We start from the raw sequence: 12,438 nt of genomic DNA, 5'->3' as shown, positions 1-12,438 counted from the left end.
AAAAACTATCCTTCTAACTCATAAAGTTTTTTTCTGTCTGTAGAACTTGCTATATTAAGATGCTTACGGTATTTTGTAATAGTCCTTCGTCCTATATCAATATGAAATTGCTTTTTAATAAGATCTAAGATCTTGCTATCACTTAAAGGTTTATTATGATTTTCATTTTTTACTAAATTAACTATAAATTCCTTCACCCCGACATTTGAAGTTTCTCCTTCTTCATCTAAAGCAAAAGAAAAGAAATCGCGCAAAGGTATAAGGCCTCTTTCACAACTTAAATATTTATTTGCCACAGCTCTTGAAATGGTAGAAGCATTACGACCCAAATCAAGCGCTAAATCCTTAAAAGTCATAGGCTTGATTTCTTTACCCATAAAAAAATCATACTGATATTCTACTATCATAAGCCCTATTTTATAAAGAGTTGCCTTTCGCATTGCTAAAGCATCGACTAAATTTTTTGCTTCTTTAATATAATGGCTTAAAAAATCATGTTCTAAACCATCAGTTTGTATAGAAATTTCAGGATAATAATCATCGTTGATTTTTACCTTAATTTCACCTTCTTCTTTATAAACGAAAATATCAGGAACTATCACACGAGAGTCTTCAAAATATTCTAAAAAAGGAGGAGTACTAAAACGCTTAATCACTCCTAAAGCTTCTTTATACAAAGGTTCTTTAGTATATTTTTGTATGTTTTCAAAATTCATGATCAAAACTCTACAAAATTCATCCAATTTTTCATCCAATTGCATATTATCAAGTGCAAATAAAAAAGCTTCTTTATAATCTTTTGAACCCACGCCCACAGGATCTAAAAATCGAAATCTCAATCTTACACGTTCAAGCTCTTCTAAAGAATATTCTTTTAAAATATTCTTATCATACTCAAAATAACCCTCTTCATTTAAACACTCTATAATCTTTTTTGCAAGTTCTTGAGATTTACTTGTAGGAAAAAGAGGAGGAAGAATTTGTTCATTTAAAAGTTCATAAACACTTTTTTTAGCTATGCCTTTACTATCTACTAAAGCTGAATTGACATTATGTTTATAAAATGAATCAAAATAATTCTTACCATTAGCACAAGTTTGTATAGAATCTTTAACGCTTAAAAAAGGATTTTCTTGGGAAAATTGATCTAAATTCTCCTTTAAATCTTCTATATTTGCTTGTAAAATAGGCAACCAAGAACGTAAAGTCTGAGAAATTTTACTCTTAGGTACTTGAGAAATTTTTTGCTTTAGCATCAATCAAGGAGTTTAAACTCCGCTCCTAGATAATATTTTTTTACATCTTTATTTGTAGCTATTTCATCTGCATTCCCACTAGCAAGCAAAGAACCTGATTTTATAACATAAGCCCTATCACAAATAGCTAAAGTTTCACGCACATTATGATCAGTAATTAATACTCCTATATCAAGCCTTTTAAGCTCTTTAATTAAAGTTTGAATCTCAGCTACTGCTATAGGATCAACACCAGCAAAAGGTTCATCAAGAAGCAAAAATTTAGGCTCACATATAAGACTTCTAGCGATCTCGCAACGCCTCCTTTCACCACCGCTTAAACTCAAACCTTTCCTTAAACGGATGGGCTCTATACTTAAAAGTTCAAGCATTTGCTCGACTTTATCATGTAAAATTTTCTTATCTTTATAAAAAATTTGTGCTGCTAAAAGCAAGTTCTCTTCCACGCTTAAATCTTTAAAAATGCTGCTTTCTTGAGGTAAATACCCTATACCTGATCTTGCACGTTTATTTAAAGGATTTTTCGTAATATCTAAACCATCTAAAACAACCCTTCCACTACTAGGGGCTATAAGGCCACATATCATATAAAATGTCGTTGTTTTACCCGCTCCATTTGGACCTAAAAGCCCAACGACTTCTGCACTATTAACTTCTAAAGAAATTCCATGGATAATTTTGGTTTTTTTAATGATTTTTTCTAAATTGATAATTTCTAATTTACTCATAAATTTGATACTTTCTTTTATTTTCCTTAAGGCTGATTTTAATCTGCATGCTTAAAATTCCAAGTTTTAATAAAGCCTTTTTTAAATTTTCATCACCCCATTCCACTAAATGCAAACCTTCTTCAAAAAAATTTTCAAATAAACCATTAATCAAAAGCCCTTCTAAGCCTTGTTGGTATATATCATAATGATAAATGCAAATGTTTTGATCATGGTATTTTTGCATTATAGAAAAAGTAGGAGAATCCGCCTTATCATTAAGACCTAGAAACTTAACCCAAGCTTGAACTAAACTTGTTTTTCCACTAGCTAAATCCCCTTCAAGCAAAACAACGCCACTTTTGGGCAAATGTTTAAGCATAATTGAAAGCTCCTCTTTGGCTAAAATAAATTCTTTCATAATTTCACCACATACTCATTTTGTGCATTTTTAGGAATATTTTTAGTACTTGGCAAAGCTAAAACCTTATAACTTTGAGTGTATTGAATAAAATATAAAGTGATAATATCTCCTATTTTAACTTCTTTACTTGCTTTAACAATAACGCCATTAATCCCCACAACCCCACTCCTACACATATCTTCAGCAATTGCACGTCTTTTAATAATATTAACTGCATTTAAAAATTTATCAATTCTCATAAAAATAATTTTAGCAAAAAAAATCAAATGTTTTGAAACAAACCTTACTTCCATCCTTCATCTTTCTTTGAAAAAACAAAGCTAAAAAAACTTTTCTTTAAAGTATTTTAGATACAATATTGATCGTTTTTAACACTCATTAATAAAGGATATCTTTAAATGAACAATGAAATAAAAAAAGTGGTTTTAGCTTATTCTGGTGGACTTGATACAAGTATTATTTTAAAATGGCTTCAAGATGAATACAAATGTGAAGTCATAACCTTTACAGCTGATATTGGCCAAGGTGAAGAACTCGAACCCGCAAGAAAAAAAGCCCTTTCTTTAGGCGTAAAAGAAGAAAATATTTTCATTCAAGATTTAAAAGATGAATTTGTTAAAGATTATGTATTTCCTATGTTTAGAGCTAATACTATTTATGAGGGAGAGTATTTGCTTGGAACAAGCATAGCAAGACCTTTAATCGCTAAAACCCAAGCACAAATTGCTTTAAAAACAAAAGCCGATGCAATAAGCCATGGTGCTACAGGTAAAGGCAACGATCAAGTACGCTTTGAATTAGCCTATCTTGCCTTTAATCCTGATTTAAAAATCATTGCCCCTTGGCGTGAGTGGGATTTAAATAGTCGTGAAAAACTCCTAGCTTATGCACAAAAACATGGCATTGATATTTCTAAGCAAAAAGGCAAATCTCCTTATTCTATGGACGCTAATTTACTTCATATTTCTTATGAAGGACTCATTTTAGAAGATCCAGCAAAAACTCCTGAAGAAAGCATGTGGAGATGGGTAAAAAATCCAAAAGATGCTCCCAATGAGAGTGAAATCATAGAATTAGATTTCCAAAAAGGAGATTTAATCGCTATTAATGGTGAGAAATTAAGCCCTTCAGGGCTTTTAAGCCGACTTAACAAGCTAGGTGCTAAACACGGTATAGGGCGTCTTGACATAGTAGAAAATCGCTATGTGGGTATGAAAAGTCGTGGTTGTTATGAAACACCAGGAGGCACTATACTTTTAAAAGCACACAGAGCACTTGAAAGCATCACACTTGATAAAGAAGCAGCACATTTAAAAGACGAATTAATGCCAAAATATGCAAGCTTAATTTACAATGGCTATTGGTTCTCTCCTGAAAGAAAGATGCTTCAAGCCCTAATTGATGAATCTCAAATCCATGCTAATGGAAGTGTAAAACTTGAACTTTATAAAGGCAATGTAACAGTCATAGGCCGCCAAAGTGCTAATGATAGCTTATTTAATACAGCTTATTGCACTTTTGAAGAAGATGAAGTGTATAACCAAAAAGATGCAGCCGGTTTTATTAGACTTAATGCTTTACGCTTTATTATCGCAGGAAAAAATAAAAGAAAATTTTAATACAAGGAAAACACAATGAAAGTATTATTAATCAAAGATGTTAAAAATCTTGGAAAAGCAGGAGAAGTAAAAGAAGTAAAAGATGGTTATGGTCAAAATTTTCTAATCGCTAAAGGCTTTGCTAAAGCAGCTACTAATGAGGTTTTAAAAAAATATGAAAGTGATAAGAAAAAAGAAATGGAAAATTTACGCTTTGAACTTGCAAATTTAGAAAAATTAAAAGAAGAGCTTGGTAAAATCACACTTGAAATTTCAAAGCCCGTAGGTGCTAATGGGAATTTATTTGGCGGAGTGACTAAAGATGAAATCACTCATGCCTTAAAAGAACAAACACATATAGAAATTGACAAAAAAACTCTAGAATGCGACACTTTAAAAAGTCTTGGACTTCATGAAATTAGCATTAAACTAGGTCATGCAATCCACGCAAAATTAAATATAAACATAAAGGCACAATAATGTTTCATGCAACAACAATTCTAGCTTATAAAGGCAAAAACAAATCTGTAATCGGAGGAGATGGTCAAGTAAGCTTTGGAAATACTATTTTAAAAGCCAATGCAGTAAAAATCAGAAAGCTTAATAATGGCAAAGTATTAGCAGGTTTTGCAGGATCTACTGCTGATGCTTTCAATCTTTTTGATATGTTTGAAAACCTTCTTCAAAGTTCAAAAGGAGATCTTTTAAAAGCTGCTATTGATTTTTCTAAAGAATGGAGAAAAGACAAATATCTAAGAAAACTTGAAGCTATGATGCTAGTATTAGATAGAAATCATATTTTCTTGCTTTCTGGAACTGGAGATGTGGTAGAACCTGAAGATGGGCAAATCGCAGCCATAGGAAGCGGTGGAAATTACGCACTTTCTGCTGCAAGGGCCTTAGCAAAACACAGCTCTTTAGATGAAGAAGAACTTGTTAAATCAAGTCTTCAAATTGCGGGTGAAATTTGTATTTACACAAACACCCATATCAAAACTTATGTGATAGAGGATGAAAAATGAATCTAACCCCAAAAGAAATTGTTAAATTTTTAGATGATTATATCATAGGTCAAAAAAAAGCCAAAAAAATCATCGCTATAGCTTTAAGAAACCGCTATCGTAGAATGCAATTAAGCCCTCAATTACAAGATGATATAGTCCCAAAAAATATCCTAATGATAGGATCAACAGGTGTAGGTAAAACTGAAATTGCTAGACGCCTAGCTAAAATGATGGGCTTTCCTTTCATTAAAATTGAAGCGAGCAAATATACAGAAGTGGGTTTTGTAGGACGTGACGTAGAAAGCATGGTAAGAGATCTAGCCAATGCAGCTTTAAATTTAGTAAAAAACGAACAAAGAGAAAAAAATAAAGATAAAATTGAAGAATTTATAGAAAATAAGATTTTAGAAAAACTCTTACCACCTTTACCTAAAGGTATTAGTGATGAAAAACAAGAAGAATACAAAAATAGCCTTGAAAAAATGAAAACCAAACTAAGAAAAGGCGATCTTGATGAAAGCACTATAGAAATAGAAATTTCTCAAAATATGTTCGATACCAATCCTAATTTACCCCCTGAAATGGGTGTAATGCAAGATGTAGTCAAAGTCATTGGGGTTGGCAGTAAAAAAGTCAAAAAAGAAATGAAAATCAAAGATGCTAAAAACGCATTAAAAACAGAAGCTGCAGAGAAAATTTTAGATCAAGAAAACATCAAAAGTGAAGCCCTAAAAAGAGCAGAAAATGAAGGCATTATTTTTATCGATGAGATTGATAAAATTGCAGTTTCAAGTAGAAATTCAAACCGACAAGATCCAAGCAAAGAAGGTGTACAAAGAGACTTGCTTCCTATTGTAGAAGGATCAAATGTACAAACAAAAATAGGAACTTTAAAAACCGATCATATCCTTTTCATTGCTGCAGGGGCATTTCATCTTAGCAAGCCTAGCGATTTAATCCCAGAACTTCAAGGACGTTTTCCTCTAAGAGTAGAACTTGATAGCTTGGATGATAAAGCACTTTATGAAATCTTAACACGCCCAAAAAATTCACTTTTAAAACAATATTGTGAACTTTTAAAAACCGAAAATTTAGAGCTTGAATTTGAAGATGAAGCCATTAAAGAAATCGCTAAAATCGCTTCAAGAGCTAATGAAGAAATGCAAGATATAGGAGCTAGACGCTTACATACAGTGATAGAAAAATTGCTTGAAGATTTAAGCTTTGAAGCTGATGAGTATGCGGGTCAAAAATTCATAGTTGATAAAAAAATGGTTAATGAAAAACTTGGAGATATCATAGAAAATAAAGACCTTGCAAGGTATATTTTGTGAAAAGTGGCTTTGTCAGTATTATAGGGCGAACCAATGCAGGAAAAAGCACTTTAATCAATTCCTTGCTTGAAGAAAAAATCGCCCTAGTCTCTCATAAACAAAACGCCACAAGACGCAAAATCAAAGCTATAGTAATGCATGAAAAAAATCAAATCATTTTCACAGATACACCAGGACTACACCAAAGCAGTACAACCCTAAATCAATTGCTTGTACAAAGCGCTATTAAAGCTATGCAAGATTGCGATGTGATTTTATTTGTCGCAAGCATTTTTGATAGTACAAAAGATTATGAAGCTTTTCTTGGTTTAAACCCAAAAGTGCCTCACATTGTCGTTTTAAACAAAGTCGATCTTAGCAATAACGCTACACTTTTAAAAAAACTAGAAGAATATGCAAAATTCAAAGATTATTTTAAGGCCATTATCCCTTATTCTTGTAAGAAAAAAAGTTATAAAAAAGTTTTATTAGACGAAATTATTAAGCATCTTGACGAACATGAGTATTTTTATGATCCTGATTTTCTTACCCCTAATAGTGAAAAAGAACTTTATCGTGATTTTATTTTAGAAAGCATTTATGAAAATTTAAGCGATGAACTTCCTTATAGTAGCGAAGTATTGATCACACATGCTAAAGACACACCAAAACTTTTCATTTTAGAAGCAAATATTATCACTGATACAAACTCACACAAAGGCATGCTTATAGGAAAAGAAGGAATGACTTTAAAAAGAATAGGTAAGACTGCACGTTTTAAAATTGCAAAACTTGCACAAAAAAAGGTACTTTTAAAACTTTTTATCCAAGTGAAAAAACATTGGCAAAAAGATAAAGAATTTTTAACTCAAATTTTAAGCGATGATAAGCAATCCTTTAAAAAAAGTAAATTTTATTAAGTCCACAGATCTGCTTTACATTCAAAAAATAGGCACCTATCAAGAAGATGAACTTTTTAATAATCTAAGTACAGATTTTAAACTCAATAATCCTTTTAATTATCAAATGGCTTTTTTAAAACACAATGAAATCTATCATTGTTTTTTAACACCTGTTTCTAAATTGAAAAAAAAATCTTTTTGCTTTCCCGAACCTTTAATTTTTCAAGCTTTGCTTGATGAAAACCTTATTAAAGAAAATAATTTTTGCATTTTAAACCTCTATAATGGGAATTTATATTTATATTTTTATAAAGAAGGAAAATTCAGTAGTTTCAAAAAAATGGAAAATTTCAATCATGATAATATACAATTTTTTTTAGAACAAAACCGATTTATAGAACTTTTAAAGCATTATGGAAGCAAATTAATACTTCATAATAAACTCCATACTATTCAAAATCATATTACAATACAAATTAAATGCTTGAATTTAGAAGATTTAATAAATAAAAACAGTTTTTAAAAATTAAGTTTATATAGTGCAAAATATTTGGATTAAACTTGCAATTTTATAAAACACAATAAATTAAAAATGCCTTTTTATAATAAAATGATGCTATTATTTATTTTTATCTTTGCCTTTGTTGTGTTATTTTTATTATCTAAAGATTTCATACAATACAAACAAAATAAAGCAATTCAAAATAAAAATTTTCTAATACAAGAGCAAATCACTCAACTCAAACAAGACAAAGAAAAACTTTTATCAAAAATACAAGATTTAAATCTTACTCTAGAACGCAAAGCATTATCAACACAACAACAAAAACAAATTTTTCTTCCTTAATCCCTGAAATTAATTCGAACAAAAATAAAGCTTCCCTTCTAAATGATATTGTATTATGGCTTAATACAAACAGTATTAAAATCACGTATCTTCAGCTTGAAGAATCAAAAATCACTCTTATTTTTAGTGATGAAAATTATTTTCAACTAGCTTTAAAACATTTAAATTTAAACTTTAAAATCCTAAATCAAGATGAAGCTAAACACAAAATCACTCTAGAAATAATCCATGAGTAAAATAGAAATATTTTTAGAAAATTTAAACCCTAGAGAAAAAATTCTTTTTTCTTGTTTTATTTGCCTTTGTGCTTTATTTTTAGCCTTTAAATTCCATGAGAATTTTTTAGAAGATATTTTTCAAAAAAACTTAAACACCGACAATCATCTCTGCCTTAATGAACTCAAAACACAAATTTCACAACTTCAAAAAACCCAAACAAAGCTTATTAAACAAATAAAAACTGAAGAAAAAACATCCCAAGATTATGCACAAAAATTACAATTATTCTCTTATGAGAAACATTTTTTTCTCAAAACTATAGAAAATTTAGCCCAAAACTTATCTTTGATTGAATTTCGCATCTGGCATAAAAACAAAAATTTACTCAATGAAAATCATATTTTTCTAAAACTAAATGGAGACTTTCATCAAATGCTTTATTTTATACAAAATTTAGAAAATTCAAATTTATATTATCAAATCAATAAAATTGAAATTGAAAATATAACAAGCTTAAAACTTCATTTGCAAATCTCAATTTCTTTTATTACCTTAAATACACAAAACTAGTCTTTAGCTTTACTCTATAATTCTTATGAGTAAAATAGTATCAAGTTTATAAATATTAACAATATCTAAACTACCCATAAAGATTTTTAAAATTTATAATGAATATTACACAAAATAATAAAAAAATCGGTAACATATCGTAACATATAATACAAGCAAAGGGCAAAAAATGTTACTAATTTTCATAATTTATATACTTTTTTATATAATAGATCAAAGTATTTTTAAAAAATTTGAAAGAGGTAATTTTAATATGCAAAAAAAAATAAATACAGCTTTTTTAGGTCATCCAAAGCCTTTATTTAGCTTATCTATGATAGAACTTTGGGAAAGATTTTCTTTTTATGGAATACGTCCCTTGCTTGTACTATTTATGTCCGCAGCCATTAATTTAGGTGGCTTAGGCATGGAAAGAGAAAGCGCTTCTGCCATAGTAGGAATATTTGCAGGCTGTTTATATCTTGCTGCTTTACCTGGTGGCTGGCTTGCAGATAATTATTTAGGGCAAAAAAAAGCTATTTTTTTAGGATCTATTCTTATAGCCTTGGGGCATTTAAGCATAGCCTTATCTATTTTCAATTCCTTAATGTTTTTTATAGGATTAGGATTTATTGTTGTAGGTACAGGACTTTTTAAAACCTGTGCTTCTGTAATGGTAGGTATGCTCTATAAAAATAACGATCCAAGACGCGATTCTGGTTTTACTATATTTTATATGGGAATCAATCTAGGTGCTTTCTTCGCACCTTTAATTTGCGGTTTTTTACAAAAAGAATATGGCTGGCACCTTGGTTTTGGTACAGGTGGACTTGGAATGCTTTTAGCAGTTATTATTTTTTATTTTAAAACCATTCCGGATTTAAAAGAATATAATCAAGAAGTTGGTCTAGAACATAATTGGGAAAAGCTTATAAATGAAAACAAAAATATAGGATTGATTTTTCTTGCTTGCCTTGGTGTTATTGCAACAATAATCATTCTATCTTATTTTAATTTGATCGATTTAAGCCCTGTTTCTTTATCTAAAAAAATGATTTTTGTTATTTTAACTTGCACAGGAATTTATTTTTTATATCTTTTCTTTTTCAGTTCTTTAAGTAAATCAGAAAAAAAGAATTTAGTCGTATTTGTTATTTTATTTTTCATGGCAGCATTTTTTTGGAGTTTTTATGAGCAACAACCTACTTCTTTTAACCTCTTTGCAGAAGATTTCACCGATAGAGTACTGTTTGGCTGGGAGATTCCAACCCCATGGTTTCAATCACTCACTTCTATATTTGTTATTGTTTTTGCACCTGTAATGTCTTTTGTATGGATATTTCTTCAAAAACACAATTTAGAGCTTTCTTCTATTTCTAAATTCGCTTTAGGTATTTTAGGAGCTGGAATATGTTTTATGATTATGATGTTTGCAGCTAAAAATGTTTTAAACACTCAAGGCGGAAGCGTTTCCATGCTTTGGCTTGTGGCTAGCATGTGGTTTTTAACACTAGGTGAATTGTGTCTTTCTCCTGTAGGATTATCAATAATGACTCAAATCGCACCTAATCTCATAAAAAGCCAAGTTATGGGACTTTGGTTTGTAGCAGGTGCTTTAGGAAATGTAGTTGCAGGCTTAGTAGGAGGACATGTTGATGCGAAAAACATCGATTCTTTACCTGATTTATTTGGACAATGTATGTGGTTTTTATTTATAATGGCTATAATTTTATTCTTAATAAGAAAACCAATTTATAAAATGGTACAAAATGAAAAAGGAAAAAAATGAATATTTATAAAACAAGAGTTGAAAAAATCAGAGAATTAATGGAAAAAGAAAATCTTGATGCTTATTTAATCTTAAGTGCTGATCCACATCTGAGTGAATATTTGCCTGACTTTTATCAAAGTAGGGCTTTTGTAAGTGGCTTTAAGGGTTCTGTAGGGACATTAATGATCACTCGCAAAGATGCTTTTTTATGGGTGGATGGAAGGTATTGGCTTCAAGCTGAAGAAGAATTAAAAAATACCACTATAATACTTCAAAAACAAGATGCTAATAATACCATCATAACGTGGTTAAAAGAGAATTTAAATCAAAATCATAATCTAGGCGTAGACTTTGCAGTTTTATCTGTAGCCTTACAAAAGGAATTGCAAAAAAATTGTCAAGCCAACTTAAAACATATTGATTTAATCTCTCCTGTTTGGGAAGATCGACCTAGCCTACCTAAAAACAAAATTTACGAACATGAGTTAGAATATTGTTCTTATAGTAGAAAAGAAAAATTGAATTTTATACGCCAAAAAATGCAAGAATTACAAGCAAAAAATCATCTCATTTCTAGTTTAGATGATATAGCATGGATTACTAATTTAAGAGGCAATGATGTTAATTACAACCCTGTATTTTTAAGCCATTTACTTATCTTAGAAAATCAAGCCTTACTCTTTATAGATAAAGACAAGATTGATCCTAAGCTTGAAAGTGATTTAAATGCAGATGGAATCAAGCTTCAAGCTTATAATGAACTTCAAAATGAGCTTAAAAAACTCCAAAATACGAACTTGCTTATAGAGCCTTTAAAAATGACTGCTTTATTGATCGGTGCTTTAGATAAAAGCGTTGAAATTCTAGAAGACATCAATCCTAGCACACATTTAAAAGCTGCTAAAACAGAAAAAGAAATTGCACACATACAAAATGCTATGATAGAAGATGGGGTAGCTTTATGCAAGTTTTTTGCCTGGCTTGAGGAAAATATTAAAAATGACAAAAGCATAAGCGAACTTGATATTGATACTCAAGTAACTGAATTTAGATCACAAAGCCCTTATTATGTTAGCAATAGTTTTGCTACCATAGCAGGCTTTAATGCTAATGGCGCCTTCCCTCACTATAGAGCAAGAAAAGAAAGCTTCTCTTACATTCAAAAAGATGGGCTTTTACTCATAGATTCTGGCGGACAGTATAAAAATGGCACTACAGATATTACTCGAGTAGTACCTATAGGCAAGATAAATAAAGAACAAATTCATGATTACACCTTAGTTTTAAAAGCACACATCGCCATGTCAAGTACTGTTTTTCCAAAAGACATTTGCATGCCTTTGCTTGATGCTATTACAAGAGTACCTTTGTGGCAAGAACAGCTTGATTATGCACACGGTACAGGTCATGGTGTAGGATATTTTTTAAATGTGCATGAAGGTCCTCAAGTGCTTTCTTACCTAAGTCCTGTACTTGAAAAAACAAAAGCTAAAGAAGGTATGCTAAGTTCTATAGAACCAGGGATTTATAAGGTAGGAAAATGGGGTATTAGACTTGAAAACTTAGTTGTTAATACAAAAGTATCTAATCCTAAAAACACAGATTTTGGGGAATTTTTATACTTTAAAACCCTTACGCTTTGTCCTTTTGAACCAAGTTGTATCGATAAAACCCTATTAGAGGATAAAGAAAAAGCATGGATTAATGCTTATCATAAAGAAGTCTATGAAAAACTTTCTCCTAGACTCTACAATGATCCCGTAGCTTTAAAATGGCTACAAGAAAGAACTGCAATGATTTAAACATAACAGAACTAGAAAAAATAATTTTTCTAGTTCTTTAAAACTT

12 protein-coding genes and 1 pseudogene are annotated in these 12,438 nt (G+C 30.4%); 9 read left to right on the top strand and 4 right to left on the bottom strand.

Features of this window, described 5'->3' with window-relative positions; all coding sequences use genetic code 11:
- Positions 1–5 precede the first annotated feature (5 nt).
- The 4 genes from GRQ01_RS02865 to GRQ01_RS02850 are packed head-to-tail and all read right to left on the bottom strand — an operon-like array spanning position 6 to position 2,626.
- Positions 6–1,256: an RNA polymerase factor sigma-54 gene (locus GRQ01_RS02865; protein ID WP_158334376.1), complete on the bottom strand. Its 1,251-nt coding sequence runs from the start codon at positions 1,254–1,256 to the stop codon at positions 6–8.
- Positions 1,256–1,984: an LPS export ABC transporter ATP-binding protein gene (gene lptB, locus GRQ01_RS02860; protein WP_158334330.1), complete on the bottom strand. Its 729-nt coding sequence runs from the start codon at positions 1,982–1,984 to the stop codon at positions 1,256–1,258. The genes GRQ01_RS02865 and lptB overlap by 1 nt, the downstream gene beginning before the upstream one ends.
- Positions 1,977–2,384, bottom strand: coding sequence for a tRNA (adenosine(37)-N6)-threonylcarbamoyltransferase complex ATPase subunit type 1 TsaE (gene tsaE, locus GRQ01_RS02855; protein WP_158334329.1), 408 nt, complete (start codon positions 2,382–2,384; stop codon positions 1,977–1,979). Before tsaE ends, lptB begins: the two co-directional genes overlap by 8 nt.
- Positions 2,381–2,626 (bottom strand): RNA-binding S4 domain-containing protein, encoded by a 246-nt coding sequence (locus tag GRQ01_RS02850; protein ID WP_158334375.1) that lies wholly within the window; start codon positions 2,624–2,626, stop codon positions 2,381–2,383. The genes tsaE and GRQ01_RS02850 overlap by 4 nt, the downstream gene beginning before the upstream one ends.
- 159 nt (positions 2,627–2,785) lie before the next feature.
- On the opposite strand from GRQ01_RS02850, the gene GRQ01_RS02845 reads away from it, so the two are divergent.
- The 9 genes and pseudogenes from GRQ01_RS02845 (at position 2,786) to GRQ01_RS02805 (ending at position 12,392) form a co-directional block, all read left to right on the top strand.
- Positions 2,786–4,006 carry an argininosuccinate synthase gene (locus tag GRQ01_RS02845; protein ID WP_158334328.1) on the top strand — a complete coding sequence of 407 codons (1,221 nt, stop codon included), beginning with the start codon at positions 2,786–2,788 and terminating at the stop codon, positions 4,004–4,006.
- A gap of 15 nt (positions 4,007–4,021) precedes the next feature.
- Complete coding sequence (rplI, locus tag GRQ01_RS02840; protein WP_158334327.1) at positions 4,022–4,465, top strand: 50S ribosomal protein L9; 444 nt, start codon at positions 4,022–4,024, stop codon at positions 4,463–4,465.
- Positions 4,465–5,007, top strand: a complete 543-nt coding sequence (hslV, locus tag GRQ01_RS02835) for an ATP-dependent protease subunit HslV (RefSeq protein WP_158334326.1) — start codon at positions 4,465–4,467, stop codon at positions 5,005–5,007. Before rplI ends, hslV begins: the two co-directional genes overlap by 1 nt.
- Positions 5,004–6,323 carry an ATP-dependent protease ATPase subunit HslU gene (hslU, locus tag GRQ01_RS02830; RefSeq protein WP_158334325.1) on the top strand — a complete coding sequence of 440 codons (1,320 nt, stop codon included), beginning with the start codon at positions 5,004–5,006 and terminating at the stop codon, positions 6,321–6,323. Before hslV ends, hslU begins: the two co-directional genes overlap by 4 nt.
- Positions 6,320–7,222: a GTPase Era gene (gene era, locus GRQ01_RS02825; RefSeq protein ID WP_203121150.1), complete on the top strand. Its 903-nt coding sequence runs from the start codon at positions 6,320–6,322 to the stop codon at positions 7,220–7,222. The genes hslU and era overlap by 4 nt, the downstream gene beginning before the upstream one ends.
- Positions 7,185–8,287: pseudogene (locus tag GRQ01_RS02820) on the top strand (hypothetical protein). The gene era and the pseudogene GRQ01_RS02820 overlap by 38 nt, the downstream one beginning before the upstream one ends.
- Complete coding sequence (locus GRQ01_RS02815; RefSeq protein ID WP_158334324.1) at positions 8,280–8,840, top strand: hypothetical protein; 561 nt, start codon at positions 8,280–8,282, stop codon at positions 8,838–8,840. The pseudogene GRQ01_RS02820 and the gene GRQ01_RS02815 overlap by 8 nt, the downstream one beginning before the upstream one ends.
- Before the next feature lie 253 nt (positions 8,841–9,093).
- A complete protein-coding gene (locus tag GRQ01_RS02810; protein WP_158334323.1) occupies positions 9,094–10,608 on the top strand; it encodes a peptide MFS transporter in 1,515 nt (504 codons plus the stop codon).
- Positions 10,605–12,392: an aminopeptidase P family protein gene (locus GRQ01_RS02805; RefSeq protein ID WP_158334322.1), complete on the top strand. Its 1,788-nt coding sequence runs from the start codon at positions 10,605–10,607 to the stop codon at positions 12,390–12,392. Before GRQ01_RS02810 ends, GRQ01_RS02805 begins: the two co-directional genes overlap by 4 nt.
- Positions 12,393–12,438 lie beyond the last annotated feature (46 nt).

This window comes from Campylobacter bilis (assembly GCF_016806695.1).
Classification (GTDB): Bacteria; Campylobacterota; Campylobacteria; order Campylobacterales; family Campylobacteraceae; genus Campylobacter_D; species Campylobacter_D bilis.
This window is presented reverse-complemented; position numbering and strand designations above follow the sequence as displayed.

What these genes read in the sequence shown, in the direction of transcription:
- GRQ01_RS02865 (WP_158334376.1), bottom strand. Translation starts at nt 1,256, where the DNA reads ATGCTAAAGCAAAAAATTTCTCAAGTACCTAAGAGTAAAATTTCTCAG.
- lptB (WP_158334330.1), bottom strand. Translation starts at nt 1,984, where the DNA reads ATGAGTAAATTAGAAATTATCAATTTAGAAAAAATCATTAAAAAAACC.
- tsaE (WP_158334329.1), bottom strand. Translation starts at nt 2,384, where the DNA reads ATGAAAGAATTTATTTTAGCCAAAGAGGAGCTTTCAATTATGCTTAAA.
- GRQ01_RS02850 (WP_158334375.1), bottom strand. Translation starts at nt 2,626, where the DNA reads ATGAGAATTGATAAATTTTTAAATGCAGTTAATATTATTAAAAGACGT.
- GRQ01_RS02845 (WP_158334328.1), top strand. Translation starts at nt 2,786, where the DNA reads ATGAACAATGAAATAAAAAAAGTGGTTTTAGCTTATTCTGGTGGACTT.
- rplI (WP_158334327.1), top strand. Translation starts at nt 4,022, where the DNA reads ATGAAAGTATTATTAATCAAAGATGTTAAAAATCTTGGAAAAGCAGGA.
- hslV (WP_158334326.1), top strand. Translation starts at nt 4,465, where the DNA reads ATGTTTCATGCAACAACAATTCTAGCTTATAAAGGCAAAAACAAATCT.
- hslU (WP_158334325.1), top strand. Translation starts at nt 5,004, where the DNA reads ATGAATCTAACCCCAAAAGAAATTGTTAAATTTTTAGATGATTATATC.
- GRQ01_RS02815 (WP_158334324.1), top strand. Translation starts at nt 8,280, where the DNA reads ATGAGTAAAATAGAAATATTTTTAGAAAATTTAAACCCTAGAGAAAAA.
- GRQ01_RS02810 (WP_158334323.1), top strand. Translation starts at nt 9,094, where the DNA reads ATGCAAAAAAAAATAAATACAGCTTTTTTAGGTCATCCAAAGCCTTTA.
- GRQ01_RS02805 (WP_158334322.1), top strand. Translation starts at nt 10,605, where the DNA reads ATGAATATTTATAAAACAAGAGTTGAAAAAATCAGAGAATTAATGGAA.